Annotated in this window: 11 protein-coding genes; 10 read left to right on the plus strand and 1 reads right to left on the minus strand. The window is 44.3% G+C overall.

Annotated elements, in window-relative coordinates:
• Positions 1–381 precede the first annotated feature (381 nt).
• The 10 genes from H9Y05_RS09130 to H9Y05_RS09175 all read left to right on the plus strand — a co-directional run bounded on the left by H9Y05_RS09130 (position 382) and on the right by H9Y05_RS09175 (position 16,533).
• On the plus strand, positions 382–9,687 hold the full coding sequence (locus tag H9Y05_RS09130) for an RHS repeat-associated core domain-containing protein (RefSeq protein ID WP_216714100.1): 9,306 nt from the start codon (positions 382–384) through the stop codon (positions 9,685–9,687).
• Positions 9,688–9,699: 12 nt separating this feature from the next.
• On the plus strand, positions 9,700–10,005 hold the full coding sequence (locus tag H9Y05_RS09135; RefSeq protein WP_216714101.1) for a hypothetical protein: 306 nt from the start codon (positions 9,700–9,702) through the stop codon (positions 10,003–10,005).
• Positions 10,006–10,266: 261 nt separating this feature from the next.
• Entirely contained in the window at positions 10,267–12,405 is a 2,139-nt protein-coding gene (locus tag H9Y05_RS16545) for an RHS repeat-associated core domain-containing protein (RefSeq protein ID WP_216714102.1), read from the plus strand.
• A gap of 11 nt (positions 12,406–12,416) precedes the next feature.
• Positions 12,417–12,791 carry a hypothetical protein gene (locus H9Y05_RS09145; RefSeq protein ID WP_216714103.1) on the plus strand — a complete coding sequence of 125 codons (375 nt, stop codon included), beginning with the start codon at positions 12,417–12,419 and terminating at the stop codon, positions 12,789–12,791.
• Positions 12,792–12,920: 129 nt separating this feature from the next.
• Positions 12,921–13,853, plus strand: a complete 933-nt coding sequence (locus H9Y05_RS09150) for an RHS repeat-associated core domain-containing protein (protein WP_317170295.1) — start codon at positions 12,921–12,923, stop codon at positions 13,851–13,853.
• Entirely contained in the window at positions 13,853–14,455 is a 603-nt protein-coding gene (locus H9Y05_RS09155; RefSeq protein WP_216714104.1) for a hypothetical protein, read from the plus strand. The genes H9Y05_RS09150 and H9Y05_RS09155 overlap by 1 nt, the downstream gene beginning before the upstream one ends.
• A gap of 106 nt (positions 14,456–14,561) precedes the next feature.
• Complete coding sequence (locus H9Y05_RS09160; RefSeq protein ID WP_216714105.1) at positions 14,562–14,978, plus strand: hypothetical protein; 417 nt, start codon at positions 14,562–14,564, stop codon at positions 14,976–14,978.
• A 1-nt stretch (position 14,979) separates the two neighbouring features.
• Complete coding sequence (locus H9Y05_RS09165; protein WP_317170297.1) at positions 14,980–15,273, plus strand: HU family DNA-binding protein; 294 nt, start codon at positions 14,980–14,982, stop codon at positions 15,271–15,273.
• 142 nt (positions 15,274–15,415) lie between these two features.
• Complete coding sequence (locus tag H9Y05_RS09170; protein WP_216714107.1) at positions 15,416–15,667, plus strand: RHS repeat-associated core domain-containing protein; 252 nt, start codon at positions 15,416–15,418, stop codon at positions 15,665–15,667.
• A gap of 137 nt (positions 15,668–15,804) precedes the next feature.
• On the plus strand, positions 15,805–16,533 hold the full coding sequence (locus tag H9Y05_RS09175) for a YoaK family protein (protein ID WP_216714108.1): 729 nt from the start codon (positions 15,805–15,807) through the stop codon (positions 16,531–16,533).
• A 421-nt stretch (positions 16,534–16,954) separates the two neighbouring features.
• On the opposite strand, the gene H9Y05_RS09180 is transcribed toward H9Y05_RS09175, so the two are convergent.
• On the minus strand, positions 16,955–19,531 hold the full coding sequence (locus H9Y05_RS09180; RefSeq protein WP_216714109.1) for a T9SS type A sorting domain-containing protein: 2,577 nt from the start codon (positions 19,529–19,531) through the stop codon (positions 16,955–16,957).
• Positions 19,532–19,631 lie beyond the last annotated feature (100 nt).

Below are 19,631 nucleotides of genomic sequence, written 5' to 3' on the forward strand. Positions count from 1 at the left end.
TCTGTCAATCCGTGGTTATAAAACAATGCATCAACTTTCTAACAACGTAAATAACTTACGTACTTAGCAATGTATCTTTGTAATCTAATAGACAGATTATGAATATACATGCAATTTACAGTTCATCCAAAACAGAACATGGAAAACTACCACTACAAACTTTCAACTATCAGTTATCGTTTACTAAAATAAACAATAAAAATGTCCGTTACTTTTTAAACCGGTACGTGTTATACACTACAGTACAGGAAGTAACACACGGATATTGTTATTCTGCTCATCTATCAATTCTTTACACAACTATGTAATTTTTCTTGTTTTAATACGTTAAAATTCACATATTTGTAACTTTTATTAATACTTACACCAATCATCGACACTATGAACGTCAGGTTATTATCACTATTTATCACCTTATTAGTAGGTCATCAGGTACACGGACAGCTGACCGGCGGCCGTGAAAACAGTCAGAAATCCCCTTCGGTAAGTGAAGTCGGGAAATTATCCGGGGGCATCTACTCGGGCGATGTCAATACCTTTACCGGAGGGCATCAATCCTCCATTCCGTTAGGAAGCGTTTCCACCCTTTCAGGGCTTGGCTACACGCTGGAACTCAACAGGGGAAGTTCCTTTTCATTCGGAAGCAACGAACCTAAAGTCAAAGGACTCCTGTACGGGGACGGCTGGGAGTTGAACATCCCGGTGATCACGGTCACAACAGACAACTTTCACCGCTTTAACAATGGCGATGAATGCAATGACAACGGCAGTAACATTTTATTTAACACCAATACAAAAACCTCCGACTACGACCGTTCCTGGGAAGGCGACGTGTTCTGGTTGGAACCCTATGTGAGCATTCCGGGCGTAGGCAGCGGGCGTGCTGTTTTTAAATACGTGGATGCCGTGGATGCCAACTGCGCGGTGTTTGTGCTCAACAAGTTTTCCACTTCCGTGGAACTTCGTTTTTACGGAACGTCCTGGGTGGTTAACGTCGGGGACGGAAGTGTATATGTTTTTGAGGGAACCATCCGCCAGTTTTCCGCTCCATCCAATAAACGGCAGTTTCACTTTCAGAACGATGGAAGTTATGAAACCGGGGACGAAGGGACAGCCGTTGTACTGGAAAACAACTATCCTTCAAAAGAGGATGCGGTCAATGTCATCGAACCGAAAATCTATTACAACAGCTGGTATTGTTCCCGCATTTTCCATCCGAATTATCAGGGGCAAAATATTCTGTTTGAGTACGAGCGTTACGGAGAAGTGAACTTCTTTCAGGAGTTTCAGCAGGAAAATTACCAGGACGTACACCGTTCCGTTTTTCTGGATCGGTCAGCAAGTTACCTTCCCGACTATACCACCTATCGCGACATCGTACTGCAACGGGTGATCGGTTCCTCGGTGGATGGCAATACGGACATCATCGAACTGGAATACGGCATCGACGGGTCTTTATCCAGTAATTACCTGTTGACACCGGGTGTATCCGGCGCGGTTGCCACCGATCCGATGTACTGCTCACAGGTTGTGAAACGCTACGACGGAACATCATCCAACTCTTATTCAGGTTGGCATAGATATCCGCATGCGAACCGCAATAAAACAATCAATCCGGAAGACATCAATGAAACCAATCCGTACATCAATCCGTCCGGCAATTACCAACGCGAAGGGGTGACAGCGGTTGCATCCGGCATTCCGTTTGACCACGGCTTTCTGGAAAGTCCGCGCATTTCGGATGGTGCTGCTCTGGTAGCCGGTGATCTCTACGAAATCCGCACACGTGTAACCCGGCCAAGCGGATCGGATCTCAAAAACGGGAACGGAACGCTCGACATTGCCGTGGTAACAAACAATGATGCAACAATCTCCTATTCCGAACCGTCTTCACCCATACTGCATACGGTTTATGGAGCTACGCGCGGCGAGCAACTCTTTTCCACCTTTAATATGGCCATGAAATGGCAGATGGGTTGGGGTGATGAAGTACTGCAAACCAGTAATTTATTTGTCATGCCGAACCTTCCAACTAATTTTCAAGGGTTCAACATTCAGGTAGGCCCCGGGAACTCTGATATTGACTACGACTATTATTCCAATACGGATTTATATTATACCACGACCACTCCGGTTCAGAGTATTAACCGTCCGAATGCATTGTGGGCGTATCCGCAACTCAAAGGTTATACGCCTTTGAAATCTTCCGGAACCATTGCCCGTAATTTCGGTACCGGGCATCCCTGGGGTAACATGATACCCGTGTACAACCACCGCGCACTCGTTGGCGCAAGCGGAACGGGTTCTCCCGCTTCTTTTGAGGAATTATATAAGGGAACCTGGTCGATGACGGCAACTGATATTGCGACGCACGGTGATCACCACAACCCGACCAAGTTCAACAACACGGTGGAACTGGAAGAAGTGGAACTGATCCGTCACGGACGAACGGGTTACATGCTCATGGGCGTGAAACAATACCGCATGGAAGGCGAATACGGAGGGCCTGTTACAACCGGTAAAAAACTCGTGTCCCAAAAACGCATCAAGTATGAAATCAAGCATGTGGATGTGCGTCAGAACAGAAATTATGCAAATGGCAATTCAGTTGTGATGGGGACGAATAACAGCGATGTTATCCTATTGAAGTCCGTTCACGAAGTACCGCTGGAAGGCAACCTGTACGCAAGCAATTTTGGGCTAAGCGACCCGACGGTTGTACTGACAACGGATTTTGAATACACCAACCTGCTTCCTGCCTCGGGAACCTATTCACAGGCTGCACCCTATGTCGGGCTGGTGTATTATGCGCTGACCAAATTCACTGACAATTTAGGTGGCATTACCGAAATAGAATACTACCCGATCCATGCAGCACCGACACGTACCTACTCCACCATGAATTTTAACTGGAACTGCGGAACCTATTCCCCGGCTTCCTATGGCGTGGAAAAAAGTTTTACCATGAACCTGGCGGTGAAATACATCACCAAACGCTCAGCTGATTACGATGCATTGACACAGGCATTCGTTCCTTCCACACGTCGATGGGAATACGTGTACGATCTGACCAAACCCACGTTCAGTTTCAAACGCTTTGAACTCCCATCCGGGCACTTCAGGAGTCGTTACGCCAACAGTTATGAAAGGGGCTATGCGAAAGTAACGGTATACGAACCGGCACTGGAAACGGGGGAACGTAATTATACCGTGCACGAATTTTATGGGAATGTCAATTATCCGTATACGTTGCCGGGAACAACCACGATTACCGATTACCTCTATTACGGGAAACCGAAGAGTGTAAGAACATACGATCACCAGGGAAAAATCCACCGGGAAAAATTGTTTGATTACAGTTACACGCTCGCGTTTGAAGATGGGTACGGACGCCCTAATTTCTACCGCGACCAGGTGAACCGATATCACCAGCCGATCACCGACAATTACGAATACCGGGATTATTATACCGGCGAAGAGCTGACGGCTCTGGTTGGTTCCACGCTCCTAACCGGGGATGCTGCCAAATGGACCATTGCAGGAGACGTACGAGGTCTTGCCGGCGCGGAAGGTTACTCGATGGAACATCCGAAGTACCTGCCCTTTTATTTCCACGATGAACTGCGGGCATCTTTTACAATGTCTGATGTCAATGGTGATTCACTTACAAGCGGGTACATGAACCCTGCTTATGCATTCAATTCCTACTTCGTAAAACTGGTTTCCGAAATTGACCGTACTTATGAAGACGGACTGACCACGCAATTGATTTCCAACCCGGTTGTTGTGACCGATCCGGTGCGGAACAAGGAACCAAAAGCACCCAATCCGTTTGGCGGTGGTATCGTAAAACCGGCAACGGCATTTGACTCGCTCTATCTGGACATGATTACAAACGCACCTGCTGAATCGGCTTACAATGCCCTGATGCAGGCAGGTGGGTCACTCTCCGAACAGGTATTGGGTGCAATGGGACAAAGCGACTCGTTCACGTTTGACCAGAAAGTGGATATCATGGCTAATCAGAACGGATTAACGGACGGCATCTGGCTCGGTATTCTGGATATGTCAACATACCTGACTTCCCTGCAATTGCAACGCCTGGTGCTGAGCCAGCCGTATTTTACCGATACCATCCAGAAGAAAGCCATTGAGGTACGGCTAACGGACAAAAGTATCCTAACGGCGATCCTCACACACAATGCGTATTTATCGGATGACGTGGTGGGCTACATTACCCGAACCCCGTCGGACTGGCTGGGTGCAAGTTACGAGGATGCACTGGCCGCACAGCCGCACCAGTTTACGGATTCCCTGTTAAAAGTCATTGTTGAAGACGATAAGCTGAAATCCTCCATACTGACAGACGTATTGAAACACCAGCAACCACTAGATGATCATTACCGGATTCTGATTGACCGCACGGAGTTCACCACAGCATCCATTGCCGATCTGTTTCTGACCGGAGACGGAACACCTTCCGATACCATCCTCTATTATTTTTTCACCGAGCGCACAACGGATTCGGCAACGGCACAGGCCATCATTGACCATGTCGCACGTCCGCTTCCTAACTACCTGAAGGGACACCTCCAAATTACCTTTCCGCTGATTGTTTTCCACAACTGGGAGACGATGCCGGGCTACAACCCGCTGAGTGCCTATTGCGGGAATCCCGTCAGCGGTTCACGGATTTACATCGAGACAAAAACGGAGTACGAATACTACGAAGCCGATTACAGGGGGCACGCACAGGGGAAAGCGTACGAACTGCTCATGGGAATGATTTCTTCCATTGATGAGCCATCCACTTTTCCGAAAAACGTACCGACGTATTCAATGGACGATGTGTACATTCCGGCACTGCGCCTGAAATACGAACCTTCGTGGCAGGTATTTGCCAAAAAAGTAACCTCACCGCACCTGCCGGGTGCTTACCAGCGCGAAGAATATTTTTACCTGTATGATTTGCAGAACCGCTACGGACGTCACTGGGCCAACTACGATGTAACCAATTACGACAAGTACCAGGTGGAGGAATTTTGGGACACCGGTATACCATTGGATACCATTGTATACAATAACGACTTAAATGCTGTTTACCACCCGTATGGTCAACTTCCCGAAATTCCGCAGTACGACGGGATGGTGAAGTCGCGGGAATACAACATGCGGGGCATTCCGTTCCAGAAAACCAATTTCTCCCGGACAGCAGCCGATCCGGCGGTCGTTTCCCGATCGGAATACTACCACTACGATGCCCGCTGGAATTTTACGGATTTGCCGGGTGCATCCATTGAACGCACATTTACGGGCGACACCTGTATCATACCTCCCGGTGAACCCTCTTGCCCTTGTGTGTACGAAAACCACATTTTCGGGGACTACGAAATGGGATTACTGGAACAGCGTTACCCTTTGGAAGATTATTGTTACTACCACCTGGGCGGGGACGGAACCGGATGGCAATATGCTTACTGGGTGTGTCCGCAGTCGGTCGATCCGTATCTCTGCTATGACGGCATCACTTCAGCGATCTGTGCTGAACCGGAAGGACCTGAATCACCGGAAAACCCGGGCGGGCCGATCGCCATTTACCCCATCGGGGAAGTCCTTTCCAAAACATTGCAATTGCGCAGTACATACGTACAGGTGGATACCGTGGATTACTTGTCAGATCACGATTTCCTCGACAATAAATGGGATCGAAAGAACCGCTACATTGCAGAATTCGGGATGGATGGTATCGGACCGGACCCCATTGACGGGTTTCAGGGAGTAAACTACCGGATGATCCTGCCGTTCACCTCGCTGTTGTCAGAAAAAGTACTGGAGCGCAACCGCCATACACAGGTTGCACTCCTGGAAGATGCAACGGGGCTTAAAACAAAGTACCATTACCAGAAACCCACGTTTTATCACTACCGCAATACCCGCTGTGAAAGCGATGGGTACAGTACCGTTGTGTACCGGAATACAGGGCTGCCGTTCCGTGTAACGGTGGGTTACGGACGTGCCGACTCCATGGGAACCGATTATGCCTATACCGAAGCCGCACAGGTAGCCACCACTATCAATCCGTTCGGGCTGGAAATGCGCTACACCTTTGACGGGTTCAACCGCCTGATCCGGGTAAGCGAGTTTGACGGTACTAACACGCTCGTTCTGTCCGAAGCCGCCTACCACCTGTGGGACAGAGGCTCTGCATCGGATGACTTTATGGAGCGGGCGGCACAGAACTACGTGGAAAAACGCGTCTTCAACAGCAGTGACCCGGCCGACTACTCCTTTACCCGTGAGTATGCCGACCCGCTGGGCCGTGCTGCTGGGGCAGTGACGGTTTACAATGAGCAGGGAGATACCCGTTTCATCCATACCGGAAGTATTTGGTATGACAAATGGGATCGGGGTATCCGGCAGTTCAAGAATGTATCTGCTTCGGCGAGCATTCCATCCGGACAAACACATGCCATTCCTGCATTGCAGTGGGATTTTACGACGTCTTTTACGGAGTCTGATCTGGAACGTACCCCGAAAAACCGGGCGAAAGAAGCAGCGGACTTTGGTGTGAGTATCACCTCTCCGCTCGACAAAACGGTGCGCAAGAGCTATGCCATTGCCAGCAATGTGTACACGTCCTGCGAACTGGAATTGTCCGGTGACGAACTCCGGGCGATCATGACCGATGGCAATACCGCAGCATTCCGTTTTTTCCGTGTGCAGACACTCGATCAGGACAACAACAAGTCGGTGGTGTATACCAACGCGTTCGGGCAAACCATCGGAACGATTTCTTACCTGACTGCCTCCGACAAAGTGATTACCCTGTTTGTGTACGACAACATGGGGAACGTGAAAAAGGTGATCAACCCGGTGAAACTGGAAAACACCTATGAATACAACCTCTTGGGACAGTTGTACCGCGAAACGACACCGGAAGCGGGCGAAAAAAAATACATGTACAACAAACGGGGGCAGGTTTCCCTGGCACTGGATCAGGAATTGTGGAGCCGCATGGACGGGCCAGACCGTGCTCCGCTGTATCGTGAATACCGTTACGACGCTTACGGGCGTCCATCGGAAGTCGGGTTGATTGAAGGGCCTGTTTACAGGGAAAGCACCCTGTACGGACCATTGCATTACAAAACGGAATTTTACGGTTTTCTTGAAGATGGTATCAAATACCCTTTGTGTGATGTGCCTCACTACAGCTCAACTCCACCACAGGAGTGCGCGTATTTTGATTACGTGTTCTCACACAGTTCCACTCAGGATTGGTTATTGCGCTACCAGGTAACAGAGCTTGAAGGCGTCTTTAACCCTGGCACATATCCGGCTGACTATCTGTGGGATGTTGTGTTTTCAACACCAGCCTACCATACACTGGTGCAGTCAGAGAAAAAATACGTGTACCAGAACAATACCGGATTGCTGGCACGCACGGAGAGCTATGATTTGTCCGGTTATGAAATTCAGCGGGTGCTGTACGGATACAATGCGCGCGGGCAAATTAACCATCAGAAAACCTACTTCAATGAAACACCGCAAACCATTACCGATATTACACTGGTGGAGTCTGCAGTGATTGAATACCCCGCATATAGCACACAAGGCTTACCACTGCATCAATCGGTGGACATGGACAATGATGGTAATCTCGAGCTACAATATTTCTACCAGTACGATGCCTTGGGCAGACTACGCGCCATCAAGGTACTGGATAACAACGGAATCGCAGATAATGCCACCACCATTGCCCGGTACACGTACAACGACGTAGAAGGTGTATTGGCAGAGCGCATGCACGAACTGGATAAATCCTTGACCAAAACAAACTACAGTTATGATGTGCGGACCCGTATTAACCGAATTTCTTCGTCCAACCTGACACTGGATAATCCAACAGTACTGGTAAGTCATTTTTACAGCTATGACGGAAATGCCCCAACGTACCAGGGGCAGTACATTCCATCTTGCGGGTTCAGTTACAACGGGAACATCAACGCGGTGATGAGCAGCTATAACTTCAGTGGTGTCTACGGCAGCGCGCCTTCCGAATTTAACTATGCTGCCGTTTACGGGTATAAATACGACCGTTTGAACCGATTAACGGATGCCGACGGCATGGTCGGTGATTTCGTGGTGCATGCAATGGGGCTTGGTCTTGGGCAGGGACCAGTGAATGATGCGTTAGCGATCGGAGATGAACGTTACAGCTACGATAAGATCGGGAACATCAAACAGTTGAGCAGAACCGTCCGGCATTCGGATCCGATGAACACCGCGGTGGTAAGCAAAGTGGAAGGATGGAATTATTATTACAATGGTTTCAATAAACTCACGCAGGTAAACGGATTCCCGGGAACAACCACCCGCACCTATACCTACGATAAAAACGGAAACCTGCTCACGGACAGTTACCGGGAAATTGCCGCAACGGAGTACGGTAGAACCGCTTATCCGTATTATTTAGAAGCAGATAACAACAAAATTGCTTATCTTTATTCCGTTGATGACCAACGTATGTACAAGAAAGTAGACAGCCCGACAGAAACAACAACGGAATTTTACCTGCAGGATGCGACAGGAAAAACCGTTGCACTGCGCCGCAAAGTTGGTTCGGCTGCTGCTACCTGGGAATATTACGTTACCGGAGCGGAGCGCGAAGCACGCATCAAAAATGTAACACACGATGGTGATCTGGAACCCAACGAAATTGAGTTTTACCTGTATGATCACTTGGGCAATACACGTGTAGTATATGAGCATACCTATGCAGGTAGTGCGCTGGAACTCGTAATTAACTACGCAGCAGATTATTTCCCTTACGGTAAAGTCCTTCGTGAATATGTCAATACCTCTACCGGAGACCCGGAAAAATTCCTCACCACCCAGCATGAACGGGATAAGGAAACCGGGTTGGATTACAGGGGAGCGAGGTTTTATGATTCTGATATTGCTCGCTTTCTATCACTTGATCCGTTGGCAAAAGAGTTCCCTACATGGAGTGCATATAATTATGTGATGGGGAACCCAATTAGCTTGATAGACCCTGATGGACGAAGTCCTGAGAATACTAATGGAGGAGGTGAAAAACTAAATAGAATGCCTAATTGGGCTAGCCAAAAAGGCTTCTATGTGCATCAAAGAGCAAATAACTTGGCAAGCCTCCAATTATTTTCCGATAAAAGTATCGACTGGAATACATCTATTGTATTAATAAAACAACTGAATAAAGCAGCAGTCTATGCCGACAGTAAACAGTTTCAAACATCTGAATATTCATACAGACATGCTATGAGAAATGGTGAGCAAACTGTTGAACAAGCAAAAGAATTAGCTGATGCGTTCGTTAGAGAAAGGTACCTGTGGGCTCGCTACGATTATGATAATGGGAATTACGAACAAGCATATTTTAATCTTGGTGTTGCCCTTCACGCTATTCAAGATGCAACATCTCCTGCTCATGGAGGCTTTCAAAAATGGACAGGAGAAGAGTCTGTTGGTCAATTAGTTGATCATGCAACAAGTGAGCTGTACTATCCAGGAACCAAGAGTAATCTACAAAAGGAGACTAATAGTTTTTTGCAATCCTTTTTTAACAAACAGGATTTACCAGAAGGAAATATCTTTGATAATATTAAAATAGACCAGCCAAAAGAAAGAGAAGTTCTTAGAGGCGACTAAACATAATCATATATGGAGACGATTCTTTTTATTTCAGCCTTCGTTCTTGTAAATAGTCTAATAATACTCTTGTTTTATTATTTTTTGCAACGAGTTTCACCTGTTCTGTTTATTCTTTTGTGCTTAACAGAATTAGCTGTTATCTATTCAATAGCAGAACTATTTAATCAGCTTGATATTTATCTGCTGAAAAGAAAGGTATTTATTGAATTGGGGCATGCTAAAATTATTTTATTGGAAATCCTCCTCGGTTCTCTTGTAATTGCGGTTATTTCCATGATCATTAGTATAGTAAATAGAAGCCGTAAAAAATGGTAACTTATACTTAATCAAACCCCATTAAAACATATAAAGGGGTAGTGTTCCAAACTTGCACCTGAGTTATTTTTAAACAATTAATCAATTGAAAACCAGAAACAAATTGTTTCTGGTTTTTTGTTTTTTCCACTACCTGTGGTATATCTCTACTCAAAAGAATCCAAAACAGGTATCTTAAAAGCAGCGTTTTCGTACCACGTGTTCCAAATCTGCACCTGATGGAAATGGGGTCATGTATCAGCATTCCTGCCCCGACGCAGGGTGACAGCTTGCGAAGGGATTTGCTGGTTGTTTTGGCTTGGAGGGAGTAAATTTACCAGCGGAAAGCCTGAAAAACAACAGCAAAAACCGAGCAACTACAACCCGGAGACGGACAAGGCAGCCAACAAGAAAGTAAACGGCATTTCAGACAATGCCACCACCATTGCCCGATACACATACGACGATGCAGAAGGTGTGGTGAACACACGCGTCCACGAGTTGAGTAAACTCCTGACACAAACCACTTACAGCTATGACGAGCGGGCGCGTCTGGATAGCATTATCACCAAGAATCTAACTGTTACCCCTTCTTCTCCCGAACTGATGAAACATCTGTATCACTATGACGGAAGTGTACCTTTGTACGGAGGGCAATATATGCCGCAATCAGGACTCAGCTATAACGGGAACATCAATGCAGTGCTGAGCAGTTATAACTTTAGTGGTGTTTATGGAAGCGCACCTTCCCAGTTTAATTATGCCACGGTGTACGGCTACAAATACGACCGCCTGAATCGACTCACGGATGCCGATGGATTTGTGGGTGATTTTGTAGTTGCAGCAATGGCACTGGGCACCAATCCGACGATTGCCGCTGTTCAAATCGGCGACGAACGCTATACCTACGATAAGATCGGGAACATCCGTACGCTGAAACGTACCATCCGTCATTCAGATCCATTGGACAATACAGTAGTAAGTAAGAACGAAAACTGGACGTACCAGTACGATGGATACAACAAACTTACCCAGGTGACCACGGGAGGTTCGGCTCTGTTAAACCGTAATTACACCTACGATAAAAACGGAAACCTGCTCACCGATAGTTACCGGGAAATTGCCGCAACGGAATATGGAAGAACCGCTTATCCGTATTATTTAGAAGCTGACAATAAGGAAATTTATTATCTTTATTCAGCCGAAGACCAACGCATGTACAAAAAAGTAGTAAGCCCGACAGAGACGACAACCGAGTTTTATCTTCAGGATGCGACCGGGAAAACCGTTGCCCTGCGCCGCAAAGTTGGTTCGGCTGCTGCTACCTGGGAGTACTACGTAAACGGGTCGGTGCGCGAAGCCCGCATCAAGAATGTAACCCACAACGGGATCATTGCTCCGCAGGAAATAGAGTTCTACCTGAGTGACCACCTGGGTAATACACGTGTGGTGTACGAACCGACCTACGCTGGCGGTGTATTGGAACTGGCGATCAATTACGCCGCGGATTACTTCCCTTACGGTAAAGTCCTCAGAGAGTATGTGAATACCTCCACCGGAGACCCGGAGAAGTTCCTCACCACCCAGCACGAACGAGATAAGGAAACGGGACTGGATTACAGGGGAGCTCGTTTCTACGACTCCGACGTGGCGAGGTTCTTATCTATAGATCCTCTCCAAAAAGATTATCCGTCTTTTTCTACCTACCATTATGTAATGGGGAATCCGATTTCGTTGATAGACCCGACTGGAAAAGGAGCAGAATCTACACATATTGATAAGAGTGGAAAAGTAATTGCCGTTTTTAATGATGGGGATAATGGTGTTTATCAACATGGAGACAATGCAGATGGGGGAACTCCTACAGAGTACATGATTTCCAGAAGACAAGAAAAATGGGGAACATCTGCAAATGGAACCAAAGTAGGAACAACTAAATATTGGGATGAATTTGTAAATATTGAAAGTGGTAAAGCAGAAGGAGTTTTGAAATTAGGAGAAAGTTGGGATAAGGCTGTTGAAACATTGCACAATTCAGCTATGAAAAATATGAATCTTTATCAAATTGCTGAAGCGTCCAGACCTAACAAAGCCCTTGATATAAAATCCAATACTACAATTGCTCCATTTGGAGTAATGACAGGTAGATTATTAAATGGAGAGTATGCTACTGCAAGAAGTGCAGGAAATTATCTAGCTGGGATGAATGGAAGACACGGCACTATAGCAGGAGAAAATATATCTCAGACAAAGTATATGATGTTGGCAGGAGCTCTGGACAAAGGAGTCTATAGTAAAAAAGTAGCAGGATTAATTGTTTCCGGTTTTATGACCACCAAACAATGGCCTTGGCCTGCCCCCTACTATGGCGAAGATGAATATTCAGGGCGGCGTATATTAGAAGGTTGGAACAAAAAATAAATATTAATAAAATGAAATTTAGAGACTTATTAATTATTTTCAGTTTTCTTATTGGATGTAATCTTGGAGACAAGGAACGGGTTATTATTCCTTTAGAAAAGGGTGATTGCAAGATTTTTTTAAAAAAGGTTTCCTGGTTAACGGATAATAGCAGAACCTATATAAGTAATAATGATGATTGGAATGATACAATAAATGAGCCTTATTTCACTTCATTGGATTTCTTCTACAAATTGGATACGACTCACTGCAAATTAATCATTTATAAATCGGATTCTTTACGTCGGAGTAAACTTTTAAGAGTACCAATTGTACTAAATGGCACAGAAAAAATAGATTTTAGTAATTATAAGAAAAAAGGATTTGACAATATTCTTTACCAATGAAAGAATAGGATTTACCAAACCCCATTAAAACATACAAAGGTGTTCTGTTACGAACATCTTTAAAGTATTTGTTATTTGAAAATAGAAATACGCCACTGATTACGTCATGGTAAAATCCTTCGGGAGCATGTGAATACCTCTACCGGAGACCCGGAGAAGTTTTTGACAACGCAGCACGAGCGGGATAAGGAAACAGGGCTGGATTACAGGGGAGCGAGGTTTTATGATAGTGATATAGCACGGTTTCTAAGCCTTGACCCGTTGGCAAAAGAGTTCCCGGCATGGAGTGCGTATAATTATGTGATGGGGAATCCGATCAGCTTAATTGATCCCACTGGTAGAAGTCCGGAGGGAATAGATGATCCCAAAAAGAAAGACGAACAAAAAGAAGGTCGTAAAGATTTGGATCCTAATGTGGGGACAGATTTACCCGAATATACAGTAGAAGAAGATGCTCCGGATTATGGAGGAATGATGCAGGAGCGGAATAGTAAAAATTTGGATAATGCGATTGCCGCTCTGACTGGAAATGATAAAAAAATAATAGCAAATGTAACTGAAACGACAGGGTATATAGGTACTATTATTAGCACAGTAGGAGAAGTAATGAAAACAAGGAGTGAAGAAATGTATCGACAAGGATTCAGACAAGGATTCAGACAAGGATTGTCAGGGAATTATCAACTAACAGGACGTAATTTATCACAATTTGGAAACTTACCTGCAAAACCTTATACTCTTCCCTTAAGTGGTATGTCTAAATGGGGCGGGAGATTAGGAACAGCTGGTAATGTTTTTGGTGTTGCGGTAATAGGAGCTGATACTTATTCATATACAAACGGGGAAATGAGTGGTATACGTTATGGTTACCATTTAGGATCGTATGGAACCTCTATCGGTGTTGGAATGCTTGCTGGAGGTCCTGCCGGGTTCTTTGTTGGTAGCGCGTTGTCAACTGCGGAAGCTGGTTATGATGCTTCTAAAAAAGTAGAAACAGAAATGAAACAAAGCTACAACCATTTCTACAATAACATGATGAGTAATTTTCTGAGATTTAGATAATGGATAATATACAAATGGATAATATACAAGAATACAAACAATCGTTAAAGCATCATTGGGAAAATGCTAAATCTGTAGTCTTTTATATTCTTGGATTAATTGGTTTCCCTGCATACATGATTTATAGATTTGGATGGGAAGACTCAACAGTGTTTATTCGTTACGCTTTAATTGGCTTTTCGGTATTTCTTATCCCTCAGTTAATTCTTCATATTCGATATTATTACATAAATCGGGGATATATTTTTTACTATTATCCCCAAGAATTAAAAATAAAGATACGGACGACAACTGGGGAAGAAACCGAGTTTTATTTTGATGATATAAAGCAGGTATACTATGTTAAAAGCTTTCCACAGGCAGAAAATCGAATGCAATGGTTGGCGACAGATAGCTATAGCTTTGCACGTATTTATTTAAAAAATGGAAAGCAATTTTTAATTACTAGTTTGATTATTCCAAACATGAATCTTCCATTAGAGAAAGAAAAGATACGAATTAGTAAAACATTTTATGCCTATCCTTTAACAAAGGAACGACCGTTGAAGGAATTGAAGAAAAAGCCTATTAAAGAAGAAAAGCAGTACAGGAATTTTTATTAGTTATTGATTTCATTAAAAAATGAAAACGTGTTTGTGACAACGTACCGTTAAAGCATTTGTTCTTTGAAAATAGAAATACGTCTGTAGGGTTTTAATTCAAATGATCATGGAAAAACTTAAAAAAGTATATTATTACCTGTTTTATCAGTTTTATAAATGGTACGAAAAAGGTCCGTCTGTTTGGTGGAGTGATTGGAAAGCAGCATTGTCAATTGATGTATTGTCAATATTTTTAGGTATATCATTCATTACTTATTATACTGTTTACGTTGACAAATATTTTCGACTTGGAGATGGTAAATTTTTTTTATTGGGTTATGTGTTGTTAGTTGCTGTGCCTAATTATTTTATTTTTCACCATAGGGACCAATGGAAAGACATTGTAAAGGAATTTGACCAATTGCCCAAACGTACAAACAAAATAGGCGGCTGGATCGTGTTTGGGGTGGTAATGTTAGTCATTACCAATATGGTATTTGCTTTTTATCAAATGAGTTTGGTAGACTGGAGCCAGTATAGATAACATTAAATATAAAACCATGAATAAATCAGAATTTATCAGAGCCATTGCCGAAAAGTCTGGCAACTCGCAAGCAGAAACGAAGCGTTTTTTGGAAGCGCTTACAGCTACGGTAGAGGAAACGTTAGCCAAAGGCGATAAAATTACTTTGGTCGGCTTCGGAACCTGGGATGTACAGCAAACCAAAGCACGTACCGGGAGAAATCCACAGACGGGCGCGGTACTGAAAATAAAAGCAAAGAAGAAAGTGCGTTTCAAAGCTGGTTCAGAACTGGCAGGGAATATTAGTAAGAAATAAAAGCTGATTGGTGTTAAATCCATCCATTCGATCATTTTGTTCTTTGAAAGCATAAATTAAAACTGAACGAGCACGCATCAAGGATGTAACGCACGATGGTGATCTGGAACCCAATGAAATTGAGTTCTACCTCTACGATCATTTGGGGAATACCCGGGTGGTGTACGAACCGACCTACGCTGGCGGTGTATTGGAACTGGCGATTAACTACGCCGCTGATTATTTCCCATACGGTAAAGTCCTTCGGGAGTATGTGAATACCTCTACCGGAGACCCGGAAAAGTTTTTGACGACGCAACATGAACGGGACAAGGAAACAGGACTGGATTATCGTGGGGCGAGGTTTTATGTGTCAAATTTTCATATCGTGAACAAAGCGATAAGATCGTCGTAACGTTTCCGGGAATTAAAGTCTCGTCAACTAATCAAAAATCCCTTAACAAGCTAAGCGTTTTAGGTGGAGGTGGCTAAAACCCGGATTCTGGTGTTTGTTTATTTTGTAACTTTGATTATCATATAAATCAATCCAGAATGCTCAGACACAAGGGAAAGGCACGTACCTTTATCCACAATCTAAGACTAGCTTCCGTTCTATCCACCGTCGCAGGTATTGTCAATATTACCGGGGTTCTTTCTTTAGGAACATTAACCACAAATGTAACCGGTCACTTTGCTTATTTTTCCGAGGAATTGTTCCTAAAGGAATATGCTACTGCCATAACTTTTCTTTTTTGTATTCTTTTTTTTCTGTTCGGTGCATTCATTTCCAGTTTTATTATGGAGTGGACTTCGCGACACAGACACATGCCTTCCTATATAATTCCAATTTCCGTAGAGATTGTCTGTATAACAGCAGTAGCATTCTCAGATTTGCTGAGGGAGGGTGGATTTCCACAACAACCTATAGTATTTTCTTTTGTCCTTCTGTTTGCTATGGGTTTACAGAATGCACTTGTTACCAAAGTTTCGCAGTCCGTGGTCAGAACCACGCACTTAACAGGACTGTTCACGGACCTGGGGATTGAGCTATCCCAATTACCGTTCCACAAAGAAAGGCAGCAAAAAATCAGGTTGAAAAGAAGTATTTACCTGAAACTCTCAATTATTGGTTGTTTCTTTCTTGGAGGCATTTTGGGAGGCTATGTACATCGCTATGCCGGACTTATGACACTTCTCGTACCCGCCATCTTACTTTTGTATGTGATGTGGTATGACAGATTGCTGTTCCAATATTATCACATCAAGAGAAAATTCCGGTAAGTTGTACAGGTATATCAATCTGAATAATGGATAGGACATCAAGAACACTTTTCTTCATATTCAGCGATTAACATTGTAGAAAGTTCCGTTTTCAAATTAATATTGTTATGATAAATTAAAGATTTAAAAGAATAATATTTTGTTGTAATCTTCTCCAATTCTACTTTTTTCATCATGAGTTCATGAATTTGTTGTTTATCACAAAACACTATCTCTGTGTAAACTTCCCGAATTTGTTCCCTTTTGTATTCTATGACAAAAAAGATGTTGATGACCATAATTATACACAAAAGGGGTTTGGTAACATTGCATATCAGTAACTACAATATAGTCAGTCACATATTTCTTTTTTCAGAATACAACAGCAAAAAAAGAGCCGGCGTATTGCCGGCTCTTTCTCATTCGTTTATTCCGTTCGATTTTATCGGATCAACACACTTTGATTCGTAGATGACGTTGCCGTTCTGACATTCAAAATATATTTCCCGGTAGCAAGGTTATCCAGGTCAATCACTTTCTTCAATTTGGAATCTGAAGTCGTATAAATAGTTCTACCTGTCAAATCCATAATCGAAATGGTATATTCTTCGGTTAAATCCTGTGCAAATTCAATCGTGAATTTACCGGAATTCGGGTTTGGATACACCGCAAAGCTATGCGCATCTGCACTGTTGATTCCTACAGAACTCTGAACGACAACCGTTGCGTTTGTCACCGTACCGCAATCATCCGTTACGGCAACGGTATAAGTTCCGGGTACCAGTCCTGAAAGATTTTGATTCGACGATGTAAATCCTCCCGGCCCTGACCAGCTGTAAGTATATGGAGAAACTCCCCCGTTCGGAGTCACTGTCGCGGTTCCGTTATTTCCACTGCTGATGGTACTTGCTGTTGTTGCCGTCAAAGGAGAAGCAGAGCTACACGGTGATGCAATACCCAAACAGAAGTTGTGAGAAGCAATTGCCCCAAACGTAGCAGAGGTCATTGACACCAGCGTAGTACTTCCGTCAGAAATACTGTATCCTGCGCCCGAAGTGCTGCATCCCGGACCGGAACTGGAAGATAAACCGTCTCCGTAATCATCATATATTTCAAATGTATAACATCCTTGTGGCAAACATCCCGGAATGGCGTACGTTGTCGCGTTGCCATACGCTCCGGCACCTGAGGCTGAAGCATTCTGTACTCCTCCCGGAAGTTGAACCGACTGGTTACCACCGGATAAAACCACTGCAGAGCTTCCATCCAGAATTCTCCAGTAGGTTTCATACCCGTAACAATCCGTAGAGATCGTTACAGTCAAAGGAAGCGCATTGGCTGTCGCTGTAAACGTAGATGTTTTCAAATCATTTGCCGTATTGTTATCTGCCACACCATTTGGTTGTGATGTCTGAACGGTAAATGTCGAGTTTCCGTTGTTCACCGTCATCGTCGGCAACACAACCGTTGCTGTAGCTCCCGGAGCCAGTGTCCCTGTCCAGTTATACGTTTGTTGCGCAACACCGGTAGAAGCATAAAGAATTGTTACACTTGTCAGGTTGTTCATTCCATAGTTTCTCAAGACAACAGAAGGTGTCACCGATGTTTCACAGTACGTCCCCATCGGCTCGGTAACAGACTGAATGCCGGCATCATCACTCACCGATACCGCATTCGGATCATAACCGTCCAGAACTGTCACTCCGGAGCCGGAAGGATCCAGCCAGTATTTCAATTGGTTGGTGGAATTACTTCCTGCCGGTTCCCATGACTGGGCGACACGTCCGTAATAGTCAGCAGCAGAAAGGTTGGAACACGAAGCTCCTCCACCCCACAACTGACCGATAATCCGGTGGTTTTGATCAAACAAAGGAGATCCGGAAGACCCTCCTTCCGTTGTGGTATTGCGATCCCAGGAAACCATCCAGCTACTGGTTGCTTCAGACGATCCCATTGCCTGTACCGCAGAAGCAGGATTGTCGTCAAATGAAATTTTCTTGATATCTCCGTCCGGATGGTGAATACTCACCGTAGACGTTGGAACCGTACCCGAATTGTCCCAACCTGAAAAATACGTGTTGTACGATGCCGGAACAGTTCCTCCCTGCAATCCTCCGGTGATTTCCACCAAACAAAAATCAGTTGGTGTTCTTCTTGATCTCAAAACAGCGCCACTCAACGATTGAAACGTAGGAGACGTAGTCGGGTTAGTGCATGTCGCCGCTTCCCAATTGAACCGGAAAATCCAGGTTGCCGGGTTACTATAACAGTGATTCGCTGTCAATACGTACGGTTTTCCGTCATTTGCCGTATTGTTGATCATTGATCCGGAGCAGAATCCGTTTGAACCGGACACCAGCATCACTGCTCCCCGTTTCTGATCGCCCCAGGCAGCTCCGTCCGGGCAATTCACATTCATGTTACAGTTTCCGGAGGTATTCAATCCTTTCTCAACATATTCAGATGCCGTCCGATAACCATGTGTTACTTTGTCAATGGAAAGTGAAACGGGAATAGCCTTGTTTTGAGGAGCAACATAATACTCTACAATTGCAACTTCTCCGGGAACCAATTCTGTTCCCAACTGGCCTTCATATACGTGATTATCGGTAAATTTACCCAGGATAAATGACTTATCTTCATTGTACACATACAGTTCATTGCCTTTCGGAATAACCAGGTTCTCAAACGTCAGATTGACCGTGTACGCATTTTTGCATTTTAATTTAATTATCCAGAGTTTTCCGCCATTGGTCAGCTCATACCATTCTCCGGCATTGTCCATGTTGATCCATGTATCGTTATTGTACCCGAATCGCCACGGTCCTGTCTTTTCAGCATCATTGATTGCATCTTCTGCTCTTAACGCTGCCACATCCGGCTCCTGAAAAAGAACGGTTTTTAATGCTGAAGGTTGAATGGTTTTACTTTTAGGCGCCCCTCCGTCGCCTTGTATCTGTGCCGATGCCGTTAAGCAAAAGGAGAAAAAAGCACAGACCGTTACTAGCTTGATTTTCATATCGTATAGTTTTATAACCGGGAATGATTTCCCACATAATTTAGCAATTATAAAATTAACATTTTTTTTAAATAATCTGCGTTTTTTTACGGATAAAAAA

Origin of the sequence: Taishania pollutisoli (assembly GCF_014518315.1) — a bacterium.
Taxonomy (GTDB): domain Bacteria; phylum Bacteroidota; class Bacteroidia; order Flavobacteriales_D; family Crocinitomicaceae; genus Taishania; species Taishania pollutisoli.

Coding starts and splice junctions, on each gene's coding strand:
- H9Y05_RS09130 (WP_216714100.1), top strand. CDS start 382: ATGAACGTCAGGTTATTATCACTATTTATCACCTTATTAGTAGGTCAT.
- H9Y05_RS09135 (WP_216714101.1), top strand. CDS start 9,700: ATGGAGACGATTCTTTTTATTTCAGCCTTCGTTCTTGTAAATAGTCTA.
- H9Y05_RS09145 (WP_216714103.1), top strand. CDS start 12,417: ATGAAATTTAGAGACTTATTAATTATTTTCAGTTTTCTTATTGGATGT.
- H9Y05_RS09155 (WP_216714104.1), top strand. CDS start 13,853: ATGGATAATATACAAATGGATAATATACAAGAATACAAACAATCGTTA.
- H9Y05_RS09160 (WP_216714105.1), top strand. CDS start 14,562: ATGGAAAAACTTAAAAAAGTATATTATTACCTGTTTTATCAGTTTTAT.
- H9Y05_RS09175 (WP_216714108.1), top strand. CDS start 15,805: ATGCTCAGACACAAGGGAAAGGCACGTACCTTTATCCACAATCTAAGA.
- H9Y05_RS09180 (WP_216714109.1), bottom strand. CDS start 19,531: ATGAAAATCAAGCTAGTAACGGTCTGTGCTTTTTTCTCCTTTTGCTTA.